Raw genomic sequence first — 16,430 nt, 5'->3', positions numbered from 1 at the left:
TTTTTCTGACCATTTAATGAAGGAGACAATGATGAAACGTTTTCATATCCATATCGCCGTCGATAATCTACAGGATAATATCCGCTTTTATTCTGCATTATTCGCCATCGAACCATCTGTTAGCAAAGAGGATTATGCCAAGTGGATGCTGGATGATCCGTATATCAATTTCGCCATATCCACTCGAGGCACTAAACCAGGTCTGGATCACGTGGGCATCCAGGTTGATTCGGAAGAAGCGTTAGATGAAATGAATCAGCGCCTTACTCAAGCCGATTTGCCCGCAGCGGAACAACAAAATGCGCAATGCTGTTATGCCGCATCGAATAAATACTGGACGGTCGATCCACAAGGTATCGCCTGGGAAGCGTTTCATACGCTAACAACGATTCCGGTATTTGGCCGAGATACCACTATTCCAACTAAAACCGAAACTTGCTGTGCCGCCTGATCATACATGCATTGTTTCTTTGTACAGGAAATTGCTGCTGTTCTATGCTTGCCGAAGCGACTAAGGCTGTCCGAAAATAGTGATCGTAGCGAGGATAAAACTGACAGAGCTTGATTTTTCGATCTTTTGAGGCGAATAGTCGTTCTATTTAACGAAAAGGATCGGAAAATCCGGCTTGGCAGCACTGGAAATCGACCCGCAGGCAGCGGCGCAAGTTTATCGTGATCGCATTGTGAATCCAGTGCGCGGTCTATTGCCAGTTACGGAGGGGAAAAGCGGATCGCGAATTCGTACTGATGGATACCGCACCATAAGAACGATAGACACAACAGTTGTCAGACTTCGGCTTAGGTTATATATACAATGCATCCCTCCAAGCCTACAACCACTGCGCCCATAGGCGCGCAGCTCTCTCTTTGATGCGTTTACCAATGGGGCGTTTTCTCCATTCCTTGAGCGTGACGAGTTTGGAATATTGCAGATCCTTGTCAAACAACGCCTGCATTTGTTCGCCGAACTCCTGCCCAAGGACGACTGCATTGATTTCGTGGTTGTAAAGAAAACTCCGCCAGTCGAGATTGGTTGAGCCGATTGTCGACCATACCCCATCGATCAACGCGGTTTTAGCGTGGAGTAACGCATCCTGCCGCTCGTAGATCTTGACACCGGCACTCAATAGCTCATCGTAATAGGAACGGGATGCATGATAGACCAAGATAGAGTCAGTTTTGGCAGGAAGTAACAGCCTCACGTCGACTTCACGCCGAGCTGCTTCCTTTAGCGCTGCAAGCAATTGCGGATCGGGAACGAAATAGGCGTTAGTCAGAAAAACGTGGGATTCTGCGCTGTTGATCGCCGAAAGCAAGGTGATGTAGATCTGGCTATATTCCGCTTCCGGGGAGCTGCCGATCGCACGGACCACGTCATGGCCTTTATTAGCCAGTTTGGGTAAATAGTTTCTGGGTGCCAGTGGCTCGCCTTTTTGCTCCTCCCATGTGGCGATAAACATTTTCTGAAATTCGTTGACGATAGGGCCTTCTATTTGCATGTGCGTGTCACGCCACGGTGGATTGTCCTTATTATCCGAGCGAGAGCGGCCGAACGAACCGCTAGAGTAAACACTGCTGATATTGACACCCCCGACGAACGCAATTTCGCCATCGACGATCAAGAGCTTGCGATGATCCCGCCGGTTAACTTGCCAGCCCTTCTGTGCGTTGAGCGGGTTGACAGGATTGAATTCGAGCACATTGACCCCGCCCTCCTTGAGGTTCGCAAAGAATTCCTTGGGTGTATAAATCGATCCCACACTATCATAGATCAGGTTGACCTGTACGCCACTGCTTTGCTTGCTCATCAATAGCTTGGCAAAAAGACGACCGACTTCGTCATCTTCTATGATGAATGTCTCCAAGTTGATATGGTCTTTTGCCTTCTCCATAGCTGAATACATGGCACTGTAAGTTTTGGGGCCATCGATCAACAGCTCGACCTTATTCCCCGTAACCAACGGACTACCGGCAATCGCAGTCTCCAGCGCTAAATGCCTGTCGAAGATACCTGTCTCCGAGCTGCCGTTCTTAAGTTTGGCAAGGATTGCTTTGCTTTGTTGAGTAGAAAGTGGGCCATTCGCATCATTGAGTCGTTCAGAATGCGTTGAGCGCATGGCCATATCCGGCACCATTGTTGGTATTGCGCTACAGCCCGCAAGCACCATCAGGCAGAATAACGCTATAGGCCTAGCAATATCCAAGAACTTCATCTTCTTTCCATGCATCCACATATTCTCCAAGAAATTTCAGCCACCTACTATCATGACAACCTAACCGGGTTAAAATATCCGACCACGTTCGATTAGTTTACCGATCAACCAAAATTCTAAATTGAAATTTTTCGTATGCATGTATTAGGTGTCAACGCGCAACAAGATTTTGAATTAGCAGAGTTTCCAGAACCCGCTATCGGTGAGTGGGATTTGCTGGTACGTGTGAAAGCGGTCGCGGTCAATCCGGTCGATACCAAGCTCAAAGCCAGCGTGAAGCCGGATCAGACTGGCTTAAAAGTGCTCGGGTTCGATGCTTGTGGTGAAGTATTGGCGGTGGGCGGACAAGTTGACAATTTCGCCGTAGGCGATCGCGTATTTTACGCGGGCGATGTCACGCGTGCAGGCAGTTTTGCCGAACAGCAAGCGGTAGACAGCCGCCTGGCCGCGATAGCACCGAAAAACCTATCCGATCTGGAAGCCGCCGCCCTGCCTTTGGTCGGCCTGACCGCGTCGGAAGCGTTGTTCGATCATCTGGGTTTGAGCATGGAGGCCGATGCCAATCGAGGCAAGCGTCTGCTGATTATTGGCGGTGCTGGCGGCGTCGGTTCCATCGCGATACAATTAGCCAAGCAAGCGGGCGCCAACGTCATCGCAACCGCTTCACGCGCCGACAGCCAAGCTTGGTGCAAGCAATTAGGTGCGGATCAGGTGATCGACCATCGTCAACCGTTGCGCCCCCAACTCGAACAGGATGTAGATTGGATATTGTGCGCTGCCGATACCGATAGCCATCTCGATAATATGGCCGCGTCTATCTGCCCTTTCGGCAAAATTTGTGCTTTGGTGAGCCACCGCCAACCCATGGACATGAACCGTTTCAAGAACAAGAGCGTGAGTTTCCATTGGGAATTCATGTTCACCCGCGCAATGTTCAAAACACCCGACCAATCTCAGCAGGGCGTTTATCTGCAACGCTTGGCGCAAGCCGTTGATGCAGGGGCGATTCGCTCCATTCTGACGCAGCGGGGCGGCAAGCTCGGAACAAAAACGCTACAAGCTGCGTTCGATCAGGTCACCAGCGGCAAGATGATTGGTAAAATCGCACTGGCAGGATTTTAGAGGGCTGTGCGAGAGGTAACACCCATCAGCCGGTCCTTGACACGGGTCAGCTGATGGGTGTTACCAATAATGTTCTTTATTTGTGGATCTAACAAACTTTGTTATGATGAAAGCTTAATCGACGCGATTCGATAAAATATAAGGTTATCGCATGCAGTTTACCGTGTTAGATTTCAATTTTGATGTAATACATTGCGTCATTTCGGAGGCTTAATTCTAGTTGAGCATCCAGCGGGGAGAGGGTAGAAGTTGGACGGAATAGCAGGCAGTCAGGAGTAAGCATGGCTGTGTCATTAACTTAGTGAGGTGCAACATGAGCAACGACAAATCATACATCGGCAGGTGCTTCTGTGGAGAAGTGCAATTCACTGTTAAAGGCGAGCCAGAGGCTATGGGCTATTGCCATTGCGAGTCATGTCGACATTGGTCTGCCGGTCCCGTTAATGCGTTCACTTTGTGGAAACCTGAGGCACTAGAAGTTACACAAGGTGTTGACAAAATTGGCACATACAACAAGACGCCCGCGAGCTATAGAAAATGGTGCAGGAGTTGTGGAGGTCATATCTTCACGGAGCACCCAGAAATGGGATTAATCGATGTATATGCGGCGGTGATTCCAGAATTTCCTTTCGAAGCAGGTGTTCATGTCAACTACCAAGAAGCAGTGTTGCGCATCAAGGATGGAGTGACGAAGATGAAGGATGTGCCAGTGGAAATGGGAGGTTCCGGCGAAACTGTGGCGGAATAATTTTGAAACGTTTTGGTAGGTATAGCCCAACAAGAACGCGTCCGCGAAAGGTCGCAGAATCAGAATCCACCAATCTGTCTCTTACATGACAGAAATGACAGAAATCAGAATCCACCAATCTGTCTCTTACATGACAGAAATGACAGAAAAATGTGGTCTGCCCCCTTTTCTGCTATATACGGCTTTAACACCCGCTTTCTAAGTGCACCCTATCTTTAGGGTCACCCTGGATGACACTTTGGTCGCACTGGGAGATTGACTTATCTTTATCAGACACATCACGGTAAACGTATCGTTCACTTGCTACGCCCAGATGAACACCAGGCTAATATTCTGCGCGCTCTGGACATTAACATTACCTTTCCCACAAAACCAAGAATTTGCAAGCGCACACAAATCAACAAACATGCCGCGTAGGCAGCAGCTGTTTCAACAGCACCGTCATTTTTCAAAATAAAAACATGCAATTACAGGATTAATATATTTGTCGAGTGGGGGAAGATCCGTCCGACTGAGAAGCGTATCGATAAGCCGAATGATCGTATTGGCCGACTTAAAGAGCGCAGCCGGGGGGATCAATCAGCACTACGTAATCGAGTTGATCGCAGATGAAACCGGCAAACAGGCCATTGCATTGCGTTGGTCAAAACAACCCCAGCCCAACTCCCGCCTGACTCATCCCGGTGTCTATTGCTTGCGCACCAATGAAACCAGCTGGGATAGTGAACGCTTGTGGCGCACTTATATCATGCTCACTGATCTGGAAGCCGTGTTTCGTAGTCTCAAATCAGAACTTGGTTTGCGTCCAGTCTATCATCACAAGGAACACCGGGTTGACGGTCACCTCTTCATCACGGTGTTAGCCTACCAGTTGGTACAAATCATTCGCCGGCAATTGCAGACGCGGGGCATCAAGGCGCGCTGGCGCAGTTTGCGTGATACCTTGTCCGTACAACAGCGCGTGACCGCCTCTTTCCGCTGTGCCGATGGCCGCACCTTACATGTGCGCAAGGCCACGCGTCCGGAGCCAGAACTGGCCGCTATCTATCAGGCGCTAAACTTGGATCCGTTACCAGGAGGAGTTATCAAGACATTCGTGTAAGCTTGATGTAACAGAAAAAATCAAATGTAGTGCCTTACGATCATTTTTTGCTTCATAACATAATGATTGTTAAAGTGTTTTAAAATATGTTGTTAAACATGCACTAACTCAATGGGTCGGTTATGCCCATTGAAATTGCAATGATTGCAATCACCCCGGTTGCGGTCAAATAATAAGCCGTTGGCACAATGGTCATGCGGATGGTTTGCCCCTCGCGTCCAAGCAGCCCAACAGTGGCAGAAGCGGCGACCACGTTATGAATAGCAACCATATTCCCCGCTGCCGCACCGACGGCCTGCAGCGATACCAACAGGGCCGAGGATACGCCAATCAACTGGGCAGTATCGAACTGGAATTGCGCCAGCATCAGATTGGAGACCGTATTGGAACCGGCGATAAAAGCGCCCAGCGCACCCACCGCTGGTGCAAACAAGGGATAAATATCGCCCACACTGCTGGCAACGAACTGCGCCATCGCTTGCGGCATCGAAGGCAAATCCGCCAGATTTACGCCGGAATTGATCAAGATACGCACCATCGGCACGGTGAATACCAGTACGAATCCAGCACCCAACAAAGTGTACGAAGACTCCTTGACGGCCGCTTTAAATTCTGTGAATTTCATACGGTGCAAGAAATAAGTCGCCAGCACCACTAAAATCATGATTCCGCCTGGCAAATACAAAAATGGGATATTGCCGGATATAGCGTGCTCACCGAGAATATCGGCCCAATCCAGCACTAAATACTGATTCAAGAAGGCTTTGATTTCCACGTCCACCCGCGACAACACCAATAAAACTGCCAGCAACGCATAAGGCAACCATGCAAGCCCAATTGACACAGGCGTTTTGGCCGCCAAGTTGTCCAATTTAATTGCAATACTGCCCAGCCATGTCGGTGGCCAATCGCTTGCAGCCGGAAAATCCCAGTATCGTTTGGGTATCAGGAAGCCTGAGCGTGCGGCGGGAACGACAATGGCGAGACCAACCAACGCGCCCACGAGAGCAGGAAATTCCGGCCCCAGCCATACGCCTGCCAGCGCATAAGGCACAACGAAAGCAAGTCCGGCGAAAAGCGCAAAGGGAGCAATGGAAAGCCCTTCCAACCAGGATTGGTTGCGTCCGAAAAAACGTGTCAGCATTACGCACATCAGCAACGGCATCAGTACGCCGACAACGGCATGGATCAGGGCTACTTCCAAGGTAATCAAACGATAAAAGAACTCCCAGCTAGCGCCTTCAGCGATCAGCCTGTCGCTGATACCGGCTTTATCCAATCCACCCGTGACCCCCACCACAATCGGGGTACCCACCGCACCGAAAGATACCGGCGTAGATTGAACCATCATTCCTGCCATCACCGCCGCCATCGCTGGAAAACCCAGCGCAACCAACAAAGGGGCGACGACCGCTGCTGGCGTGCCGAATCCAGACGCGCCTTCGATAAAGCACCCGAACAGCCACGCGACGATAATCATTTGTACGCGACGGTCTGGACTGATATTCGAGAAACTGCGTCGAATTGTAGTTATGGCACCGGAATGTTTTAACGTGTTCAGCAATAAAATGGCGCCAAAAATAATCCACAAAATCGAGCCCGCCAGGATCAGACCTTGCAAGACAGACGCCACCACGCGATTGATCGGCACTTCCCACACCAATACGGCTATGCCCGCTGTTACGGTGAACACTACCGGCATTGCACGCCGTGCAGGCCAGTTAAACCCCAGCAGCAGTGCAGCGGCTAAAATAAGAGGAAAGAAAGCCAGTAAGGAAAATAGCGTTTGCGTCATATGCTGAACGACCGATTCCTGTGCCGGATACAGATAAAGGGAGACCCCGTACGTTATCGTTTTCCCTGACGGGTTAACGCCGCTTCGATCTCCCCTTCCCAGCCAACGAGCTCATCTCTCTTTTTTCGCGCATCGATGATCAACTGCACATTGCGTGCGGTGGTTTCGGCTTCCCAGGGCTCCCGTAAGTTGGCAATCGCGTCTTCCAACGCTTGTGCAGCCGTGCTTTCGTCTTTTGCCAGCACGGCAAGCTCCAAACGCGTGGCATGGTCCCAATAGTCAGGCTTACCGGCAGCGATACGCCGTTCAACGGCATAGGCGACAACGGGAAGCAACTTTTCACGGCGTGTATCGGGTGGTTCGGACAATTCCATGAGGGTTACCGCGTTGATGCCGGGGTAAGCATCGCGCCAATCTGCTTCAAATCCTTTCAGATAAGCGTCGATAGCTTTCTTGAGCAACCCCTTGGCACGAAAGGGTTCACCTTGCTGGACAGCCGATTCCCACCGGTCTTTATATACGCGGCCGAGGATGCCATAGGTTTCGCTACTTGGGCCGCGCTTTGCTATGACTTCGACAAGCACTTCTTCGGCTTCCTCACCACGGCCGGCACGATTGAGCGCCAGTCCCAACTGCTCTTGCACCATAACCGTCTTGGCAAGCGGAGGTGACATCCTAGACACGAGATCGATCATCTCTTGCCAACCTTTGACGGCACGGTAAGATAAAAACAAATCGATAACGATACCCGATTCGGTGTCACCCATACTGGCCTGCTGACTCAATTCCTGTTCCACCGCACGCACTGCAGCCAGTCCCTGCCGGCGCGCTTCCGCCAGGCGCTTTTTGATCTGCTCAGAATAAGCTACGCGATCGCGGAATACATCCGTCTTGAGCCGTTGGATATCCGGAAAACCTTCCACCAACTGATAAACGGGGCTATCCGTCATCTGTTTGCGCGCTTCCTGAAAGCGATCTGTCAAAATCGGCATAATGGCGGCCACATTGTCAGGTTTGCCGTCTGCACCGATATCGTAAGGGATGCTGCGCAAAGGCGCGACGTCGAAAGGAAGCTGGCCCGTATTCTTGGCAAACAGCAAAATCGTCGAAGAAGGCCGCACAGCGTGGCGCAATCCAAGCTCATAAAAAACATTGGCATTCGCCGTGGTGAGATCGGCAACGGCATATTCACACAAAATCAATCGTTCGAACATCGGTTTATGGATGATCCCGCCTGCCATCTCTTCGTCCGCCCGGATTGGATCGAGATCGGCTGCTCGAATAGCCTGTTCGATAAGTTCACGGTAAACCGCGTCAAAATCGATCATTTTGCCCGCTGTAGCGGGCTTCTGCCCAAACGGCATGAGTACGAAACAAAGAGGTTTAGCCATGGTGATTTTTTTAAATTAGGTAATCAGGTTATGCGCTGTTAGCCTTGGATCATGCCGCTGTCAGCGATTCGCTAAGGCACACACTATCTGTCTGTATGCACACATTAGCCTATAGCTTGATCTTGGTGCCCAATACTTGCAGGAACTTGGCGAGCCAGTCAGGATGGGCGGGCCAACCAGGCGCAGTCACAAGCTTGCCGTCGACATGTGCCTTGTCCATCGGAACAGCCACGTATTTCCCGCCTGCGCGTGCGATTTCGGGTTCGACTGTCGGATAAGCCGAACACGTTTTACCGTCAAGAATACCGGCGGCCACCAGCAACTGCGCGCCATGACAAATCGATGCAATGGGTTTGTCCGCTTGCGAAAATTGTTGCACCATTTTGATGACTTTATCGTTTAACCGAATATATTCCGGCGCGCGCCCACCTGGAATAACCAATGCATCGTAGTCCTCGGCCTTGATCTTGGAAAAACTCGCATTCAGCGTAAAATTGTGGCCTGGTTTTTCGCTGTAAGTCTGATCCCCCTCAAAATCATGCACCGCCGTACGCACGGTCTCACCTGCTTTTTTGTTGGGACATACTGCATGGACAGTATGGCCTACCATCGAAAGCGCCTGGAAAGGCACCATCACTTCATAATCTTCAACATAATCGCCAGCCAGTATCAAGATTTTCTTTACACCCATGATGCACTCCTATCGTTTTCTTAGGTTTATATTGAACGAACAGACAAACCACATTGCTTTTCACAAAGCCATTGTAATGGGATAGGTTCCAGTATTGTAACGGCTGAAAAAAATTTAATTTGTGCGCTTTCGCTCATAGATGCCCTTTACGCCGCCAATAGTCACGCAGCAAATTCGAGAAAAAGCACAGGTGCGCATTACCATCTTCGAATAAGTAGCCATCGTGCTGCAAGACATCGAGCACATAGGAAAAATCATCTTCATCCAGTTCTGGGAACTGCGCGCGCAGTTTTGTCAAGGACACGCCTGTATCTCGGGAAGCAATCGTTTTGAGCAGTTTCTGAGCAATATCCAACTCCGCATCGTTAAAAATATCTCTCAAGCGCGCCCACATGTTGCTTGAAAATTGATTGTGCTCGCCAAACGCAACCGCCTGGTAAGAAACAGCAACATCATGACCATGTTCCGGATTGGCTGCGCGCTCCTGTAATTCGGCAATAAACAACTGTATGAAATACGGCCAAACTGCCGGACCCAATCGATCGATATAAGCTTTGGCTACTTGTTCGCTCAGGGGTATCTGATTATCGCCTGCCAGCCTCAAGGCAAATTGCAGCGCTTCTTCCGGGCTCAACGGTGGCAATGTTTCGCGGCGCAAATCATTGGCAGCTCCGCGCAACCCATGGCGCTGCAAAACACTATCGAGACCAATCGACCCTGTTAGTAAAAAACGGACCGAACTCTCCACATTCTCCTGCCGAACCCGACGCAACCAATGCATTGCCGCTGAAGCTAGCGAGGTACCGTGCTTATGGGCAATATTGTCGATCATGATCGGAAATTCATCAAATAAGAACCAGACGGGTTCGTTTAGCTCATTCAAGGCCTTCAATAAATTGTTAGCTTTCTCTTCCCAGTTCGCCTCGGCAATTTCGATTAAGTCGCTTCTCAAGCGCGGCATAAAATTTTTAAGCGACTTCAGTTTCTGCACCCAGATCTCATCCTTGATATCGCCGAGCGCATTGATCATGGATTTAATCCATAAATCGGGATGGTCAAACCCCTCAAGATCGAGAAATACCACTTTCGCTGGCGCAACTTTCTGTAAATATAGCAATACACTCGTTTTACCCGTGCGACGGGGCGCGAGAAACAGGACGTGCTCATTTTGCAATACCTGAATGAGTCTGCTGATAATTTTGCCGCAGGGGAAAAAATTGCTGCCAGTAGCAGGGCTGCAAATCGTGATACGCATTAATGATTGAGCCATGCAAGAATCTCCTGAACGATTCGAAGAATATACCTTTTTGCAAAAGTTTCGTTGCACAGTAAATTGTTGCAAACAAGCGCTCGTATCTACCCTGAACTCATGAATGACGGCCTTTAAGAAAAACGGTTTACCTGCATCGTAAAAAGGGAAGCTAAGGTTTTAGACCGGTCACGATACTGTAATATCCAAACGCTTTATGGATCTGAATTTCCACAAAACCGATATCCTTTAACATCGCAGTCAATTCCTGACCTGAATATTGCTTACCTTCCGTCCAGCCCAACATCATCATGCTGAAGGCCGCAGAGTAGAAAGGACCTGTCTTTTCATCGTTATACAACATTTCATGGATCACGATCCGCCCCCCTGATTCGAGGCTATTGAAGCTTTTCGCTGTCAGGAAATGGCACTTTTCTGGCATCCAATCGTGGTACATATTCGAAAAGAAATGGAGGTCAGCCGAGGGCCAGTGATCCTGCCAGATATTGCCATCATAGGTTTTGACACGATCCTGCAAACCATATTGCGCAATGTAAGTCTGGGCTATTTCACATACTTGCGAAAAATCCAGGATACGTGCTTGCAGATGGGGCAAACGCAGTGCAGCACCAATCGAATGAGCGCCTGAACCTCCGCCAATATCGAGCATCATGCGGTGTCGGGAAAAATCCATGACTTGGGGCCAAACCAGCGCTGGGGTCATGCTGATGCTATGCATCCCGCAAGTGAAGCGGTGCAACAACTCGATTTGTTCTTCATGCGATTTAAAAATATCCCCGCCACCATAAGCTTGAGGGGCATCGGTCTGAATAGCTTTCTCTAGACCGGCATAGGAGCATACTTGATAATTATCGATCATCAAGTCCCAAAAGAACCCGAAGTAGTTAGGGCTCTTTTCAAGCAGATACTCCTCTGTCACGGGCGTCAGCGCATAACGCCCCTCTTGAAGAGACAAAAAACCTAACGCCGTTGCTGCCGTCAATATCGCTTCAGCCGGACGCGGCTTGATATTCAATGCATCACAAATCTCCGGCAACGTGCGCGCACCTTCCGCCAGTAATGGAAAAACCTTTAACCGGTGCGCGAGGAGTAATGCTGGATAGCCATAAATCGCAAAGACCACATCCCATACCGGCCTATCATCCACCAGGGGTACTTGAACATTGGAACCATTATCTAGTGCCATTACGCCTCCTTTTTCTTTTGCTGATTTGTTGAAGCCAACTGGCTCGCTATCGATACCCACTCACTTGCTAATTATGATGGATGGCTGGAATTTACTTGCCATGCACTTAAGGCTCTGTATCCAGTGAAGCATTCAGGGATGGTTGGGCTTCGACCAAACGTTTGATGTTTTGCACTGTCCGTGCCGCTCCATCTTTTATCGCAACACGGACCAACCCTTCGAAAGGCCGCATCACGACCAATAGTTCCAGAAGCTCAAAAGTAAATGTCAACTTGGTCGATTTATCAGGATTAACTGCCTGCAATTCATATGCGCAACGAAATGGTTCGGCTACTCCCACAAGTATCAAGCGTTCGCCTGGTTCATAAGCAGTGATTTTGAATCGAGATTCTGAACGACGTCCTTGATCGACCCGCACTTGCCGCCCTTCCGTTCCCAATTTCACGGGACCTGGCGTGAGTTGTTCCAGTTCTTTTACTTCTGGCGACCATTTTGGATAATTCTGAAAGAGGTCCTCACCAATAAACTTGAATAAAGCCATGGCCGAACATTCCACTAAGGTAGAAGCTTTGCCCACGACAGGGTCCGTAGAACCTAAGTTGAGCATGGAACCTAAATTGAACATAGCATGGAGTCCTTATTGGCTGGTTGATGTCCGACTCGGAAGTTGTGAAAATGTAGCCTTTGCAATCTCTCGACTGTCTATCACTCATTATGCTAGACCTTAAACGAATCTAGGCACAGTTTCAAGCGCTAACATCGCTTAAGCCACCAAAACCACAGAAAGCGGGCAGAACGATGCTATAGTCAAACCACCTGTGTATTCATTTTTTTCATTCTGCCAAGCTGATGCTGGCCGGGGCGTTATGATAGGACCGCTCAAAAAATGGTGGCAACGCCATATCTTAAAACATGAACCGATTACTGAGGCAGTCTGGCAGAATGTGCTGGCGCGCCTGCACTTCCTGCATAGGCTAACGCCATCAGAAGTCACGCTTCTACGGCAACGGACAACAATTTTCTTGCACGAAAAAGTGATCAACGGCGCTCAGGGTTTTCTCGTCACCGAGGTAGTACGTGTCATGATCGCTGTACAGGCTTGTGTTTTGATTCTGAGGCTGGACCTCGATTACTACCGTAACTGGGTGGAAATCATCGTCTATCCGAGCCAGTTCATTCTTGATCATGAATATGTCGACGAAAATGGTGTCGTCCACGCAGTGCACATGGCAGTGTCGGGTGAATCCTGGCTGGCTGGGCCGATTATCCTCTCCTGGGAAGATGTCGCCGATACCGATAATGATCAGGGCTATAATGTCGTCATTCACGAATTCGCACACAAATTGGATATGTTGAATGGTGCAGCCAATGGCTTTCCACCGCTCCATGCCGACATGGACCCACAAGAATGGACACGGGTTTTTAGCGAAGCGTATGCCACATTTTGCGATCGCGTCGATGCGGAAGAGATAGCGGCCATCGATCCTTATGCTGCAACCAGTCCAGCTGAATTCTTTGCGGTACTGAGTGAAGCTTTCTTTGTAAAGCCTTGCCAAATAAAACTATATTTTCCAGACGTTTATCAGCAACTCGTGGCGTTCTATCGCCAGGATCCGGCGGCAGAACGTTCACACGGATAAAGAGGACGTAACAGATGAATAACTATCTAATTTATGGCGATATCGGAGGCACAAAGACTTTATTACGCATAGCCTTAGTCAAAGAAGGTGATACCGAAGTTTGTCATGAGCAGCGATACGACAGCCAAGCTTACGATGATTTCGATGACATTCTGGCTGATTTCTTACATAAAGCCGGAATGGAAAAACAAAACCGCTATCCGACATCGGCCTGCTTTGCGATTGCCGGGCCAATCGTTGCACAGCAAGCGCAACTGACCAACTTGCCGTGGTTGATGGAAGCTTCGGCACTTTCAGCCGATTTTTCCATCCCCAAGGTAAAACTTATCAACGATTTCGAGGCGATTGCACTTGGCGTCGAGAAATTAGCGCCGGCCGATCTGGTGACACTGCAAAATGGTGCAGAAACAGAGCCCAGCATGCGTGTCGTATTAGGTGCAGGCACCGGCATGGGTGTTGCTTGGCTTCATTGGCAGAATAAACGCTACATCCCCCTTCCGACCGAGGGTGGGCATATTGATTTTGCACCGACCTCCCCCCTGCAAATGGAATTACTCGATTTTCTAACGAAGAAATTCGGCCGTGTCTCGATCGAGCGTCTTCTTTCAGGACCCGGGCTGACCAATATTTTCGGTTTTTTGCAGTCCGATCCAACACGGTTCCCGGGTATAGCGCCTGTCGAGTTGGATGAGGATAGCGCGGCAACCATCACAACGCTCGCATTCGAACAACGGCATCCGGTCGCATTGCAAGCAATGGATTTATTCGTTGAAATCTATGGTGCCTTTGCCGGAAACCTTGCTCTGGTCGGATTATGTCGGAGCGGCGTCTATATTGCAGGGGGCATTGCTCCCAGAATCATCGATAGCCTAAGGCAAGGCGGCTTCATGCGCGCTTTTCAAAACAAAGGCCGTTTCTCGGGGTTAATGAGCGAGATACCGGTGCATGTGATCATGAACCCTCAAGTAGGGATGTTGGGGGCAGAGCTGGAAGCGCAACGTTTGATAGCCGACTGAGTTGATCGTCGATTCAATCGGCTTGCTCTATAGTGGCATTGATTCAATCCATTTTTTAGAATAGCCATTTTTTTGAGAATATGAAATGAACGGATATGAAGCACTCATAGCAACTTTGGCGTTATCCATGGGCACCGCATGGGCAAGCGGCATCAATCTGTATGCGGTCATGCTGGTACTGGGCATCGGCAGCGCAACAGACAATATTCAGCTACCCGCTGAACTTGCCGTTTTAGAAAACCCTCTGGTCATCGGTGCAGCAGGGTTGATGTACGCAATTGAATTTTTCGCCGATAAGGTGCCGGGCGTGGACAGCGCTTGGGATACCCTGCATACCTTTGTCCGCATTCCCGCAGGGGTGATGCTGGCCGCTGGCGCAGTAGGCGATGTCACCCCCGCGTTGGAAATCGCTGCAGGGATTCTAGGCGGGAGCATAGCGGCAACCAGTCATGCAGCCAAAGCTGGTACGCGCCTTATGATCAACACCTCGCCTGAACCGGTAACGAACTGGTCCGCTTCTATCGGCGAAGATGTGCTGGTTATCGCGGGCCTTTGGACGGCACTGAATCATCCGATACTGTTTCTGATACTGTTCGTTATTTTCATCGGTCTCGCTATCTGGCTGCTACCCAAGTTATGGACCTTGCTCAAGGGAATGCTGCGCAGAATAGGCCAGTTTTTTGGAGCAGCGAAATCTAATCACCCTGCAATCGAACAAGCAAGCGCGACTCAACCTGAAACTAACAAACCCGGCAAATAAACTTGTTGAACATGGCAACACTCGTGGGTCACCTTGATCAGCTCATGGACATCTCTAATAGCCTAAATTTCATCACGACACCTTGTGATCTACCAAGAATGTTTCCTTACAAATCAGTCTTGTATTGCATTACCCTGTACCCCAGACCGATAGCTATCTATGCAACAAGTTTCCGCTCGAGCACCACAAAGTGATATTCAAGCTTTTCGCCTTCTTCCTGCACATGCCTCTCGCGCACGATTTCATGCCAGTCACTGCGATCGAATTCCGGAAAAAAAGCATCGCCCTCGAATGCTTTCTGTACTTCCGTTAGATAAAGGCGCTGGCAATGCTTCAAGGTTTGCTGGTAAAGCTCTGCCCCGCCAATGATGAATATTTCCTTGTCCGGGTGAATTAGACAGGCCGTCAGCGCTTCCTCCACCGAGCGGGTAACCGTTACGCCTGCAACCGACAAATCGGGCTGTCGAGTGACGATGATATTGATTCTTCCTGGCAACGGCCTGCCGATCGATTCATAGGTCTTTCGGCCCATGACAATGATCTGCCCCATGGTCAGCGCCTTGAAGCGCTTGAGATCAGCCGGGAGGCGCCAGGGAAGCGCATTGTTCCGACCGATGACGCGATTGCTGGCCATCGCGGCCAGAAGGGATAGACGGCGCGTCATATGGCTACCGGCGCTTTAATAGCGGGATGGGGATGGTAGTTTTCCAATATAAAATCTTCATATTTAAAATCAAAAATATTGCGAACCGAGGGATTGATGCGCATCGTTGGCAATGTTCTTGGCTCCCGCTGCAACTGCTCCCTAGCCTGTTCAAGATGATTCAAGTAGAGATGGGCATCGCCAAAGGCATGCACAAAATCGCCCGGCTCCAGATCGCAAACCTGGGCAATCATTAGGGTTAGCAGCGCATATGAAGCGATATTGAACGGCACACCGAGAAAAATATCCGCACTGCGCTGATAAAGCTGGCAGGAGAGTTTGCCATTCGCCACATAAAACTGAAACAGCACATGGCATGGCGCCAATTTCATTTTATCCAGATCATGCACATTCCAGGCAGACACGATCAGCCGCCTGGAGTCGGGTGTTTTCCTGATTTGCTCAATAACCTGCGCGATTTGATCGATCGAGCCGCCGGCTGGGCTCGACCAGGAACGCCATTGATGACCATAGATGGGCCCCAGATCACCCTTCTCGTCTGCCCATTCATCCCAGATGGATACACCGTTTTCCTTGAGGTAGGCAATATTGGTATCGCCCCGCAAAAACCACAACAACTCATGAATGATCGATTTGACATGACATTTCTTGGTTGTGACCAGCGGGAACCCTGCTGACAAGTCAAAGCGCATTTGGTAGCCAAAAACAGACAGTGTGCCGGTGCCGGTGCGATCCGATTTTTGATGCCCGTGCTTGAGCACATGTCGCATAAGATCGAGATATTGATGCATGCGTAATAGTTAAAATAAAGCGGTAGTAAAAATCCGTGCTA

At 49.7% G+C, this 16,430-nt stretch carries 15 protein-coding genes and 1 pseudogene; 7 read left to right on the top strand and 9 right to left on the bottom strand.

Features of this window, described 5'->3' with window-relative positions; translation table 11 throughout:
• The first annotated feature begins 28 nt into the window (after nt 1-28).
• Nucleotides 29-451, top strand: coding sequence for an ArsI/CadI family heavy metal resistance metalloenzyme (locus C8R30_RS09055; protein ID WP_239654076.1), 423 nt, complete (start codon nt 29-31; stop codon nt 449-451).
• Between the two features lie 379 nt (nt 452-830).
• On the opposite strand, the gene cls is transcribed toward C8R30_RS09055, so the two are convergent.
• Complete coding sequence (cls, locus tag C8R30_RS09045; RefSeq protein ID WP_258191973.1) at nt 831-2,213, bottom strand: cardiolipin synthase; 1,383 nt, start codon at nt 2,211-2,213, stop codon at nt 831-833.
• 135 nt (nt 2,214-2,348) lie between these two features.
• On the opposite strand from cls, the gene C8R30_RS09040 reads away from it, so the two are divergent.
• From C8R30_RS09040 to C8R30_RS09030, 3 genes and pseudogenes are all read left to right on the top strand, one after another.
• Entirely contained in the window at nt 2,349-3,335 is a 987-nt protein-coding gene (locus C8R30_RS09040) for a zinc-binding alcohol dehydrogenase family protein (protein ID WP_107789970.1), read from the top strand.
• A 313-nt stretch (nt 3,336-3,648) separates the two neighbouring features.
• Nucleotides 3,649-4,083, top strand: a complete 435-nt coding sequence (locus C8R30_RS09035; RefSeq protein WP_090666947.1) for a GFA family protein — start codon at nt 3,649-3,651, stop codon at nt 4,081-4,083.
• A 510-nt stretch (nt 4,084-4,593) separates the two neighbouring features.
• Nucleotides 4,594-5,185, top strand: a pseudogene (locus C8R30_RS09030) (IS1634 family transposase); the annotation flags it as partial.
• 103 nt (nt 5,186-5,288) lie between these two features.
• Here C8R30_RS09030 and C8R30_RS09025 read toward each other — a convergent pair.
• The 6 genes from C8R30_RS09025 to C8R30_RS09000 form a co-directional block, all read right to left on the bottom strand.
• Nucleotides 5,289-6,980, bottom strand: a complete 1,692-nt coding sequence (locus C8R30_RS09025; RefSeq protein WP_107789968.1) for an L-lactate permease — start codon at nt 6,978-6,980, stop codon at nt 5,289-5,291.
• Nucleotides 6,981-7,033: 53 nt separating this feature from the next.
• Nucleotides 7,034-8,371, bottom strand: coding sequence for a TRAFs-binding domain-containing protein (locus C8R30_RS09020; RefSeq protein ID WP_107789967.1), 1,338 nt, complete (start codon nt 8,369-8,371; stop codon nt 7,034-7,036).
• A 109-nt stretch (nt 8,372-8,480) separates the two neighbouring features.
• Nucleotides 8,481-9,062 carry a DJ-1/PfpI family protein gene (locus C8R30_RS09015; protein WP_107783899.1) on the bottom strand — a complete coding sequence of 194 codons (582 nt, stop codon included), beginning with the start codon at nt 9,060-9,062 and terminating at the stop codon, nt 8,481-8,483.
• Nucleotides 9,063-9,195: 133 nt separating this feature from the next.
• Entirely contained in the window at nt 9,196-10,332 is a 1,137-nt protein-coding gene (locus C8R30_RS09010; protein ID WP_107789966.1) for an ATP-binding protein, read from the bottom strand.
• Between the two features lie 151 nt (nt 10,333-10,483).
• Nucleotides 10,484-11,518: a methyltransferase gene (locus C8R30_RS09005; RefSeq protein WP_107783897.1), complete on the bottom strand. Its 1,035-nt coding sequence runs from the start codon at nt 11,516-11,518 to the stop codon at nt 10,484-10,486.
• 106 nt (nt 11,519-11,624) lie between these two features.
• Nucleotides 11,625-12,143 carry an SRPBCC family protein gene (locus tag C8R30_RS09000; RefSeq protein WP_090666931.1) on the bottom strand — a complete coding sequence of 173 codons (519 nt, stop codon included), beginning with the start codon at nt 12,141-12,143 and terminating at the stop codon, nt 11,625-11,627.
• A 241-nt stretch (nt 12,144-12,384) separates the two neighbouring features.
• Between C8R30_RS09000 and C8R30_RS08995 the strand changes: the two genes are divergently transcribed.
• From C8R30_RS08995 to C8R30_RS08985, 3 genes are all read left to right on the top strand, one after another.
• Nucleotides 12,385-13,158, top strand: a complete 774-nt coding sequence (locus tag C8R30_RS08995) for a M90 family metallopeptidase (protein ID WP_107783927.1) — start codon at nt 12,385-12,387, stop codon at nt 13,156-13,158.
• A gap of 14 nt (nt 13,159-13,172) precedes the next feature.
• Nucleotides 13,173-14,174: a glucokinase gene (locus C8R30_RS08990; RefSeq protein WP_090666927.1), complete on the top strand. Its 1,002-nt coding sequence runs from the start codon at nt 13,173-13,175 to the stop codon at nt 14,172-14,174.
• Nucleotides 14,175-14,259: 85 nt separating this feature from the next.
• Nucleotides 14,260-14,934, top strand: coding sequence for a DUF4126 domain-containing protein (locus C8R30_RS08985; RefSeq protein ID WP_107789965.1), 675 nt, complete (start codon nt 14,260-14,262; stop codon nt 14,932-14,934).
• Nucleotides 14,935-15,091: 157 nt separating this feature from the next.
• Here C8R30_RS08985 and C8R30_RS08980 read toward each other — a convergent pair whose 3' ends face one another.
• Complete coding sequence (locus C8R30_RS08980) at nt 15,092-15,598, bottom strand: dihydrofolate reductase (RefSeq protein WP_107789964.1); 507 nt, start codon at nt 15,596-15,598, stop codon at nt 15,092-15,094.
• On the bottom strand, nt 15,595-16,389 hold the full coding sequence (locus C8R30_RS08975) for a thymidylate synthase (RefSeq protein ID WP_090666921.1): 795 nt from the start codon (nt 16,387-16,389) through the stop codon (nt 15,595-15,597). Before C8R30_RS08975 ends, C8R30_RS08980 begins: the two co-directional genes overlap by 4 nt.
• Nucleotides 16,390-16,430: the final 41 nt, after the last annotated feature.

Origin of the sequence: Nitrosomonas nitrosa (assembly GCF_003051105.1) — a bacterium.
Taxonomy (GTDB): Bacteria; Pseudomonadota; Gammaproteobacteria; order Burkholderiales; family Nitrosomonadaceae; genus Nitrosomonas; species Nitrosomonas nitrosa.
Note: the sequence above shows the minus strand (reverse complement) of the source record. Positions and strands in the feature narration are given on the sequence as shown.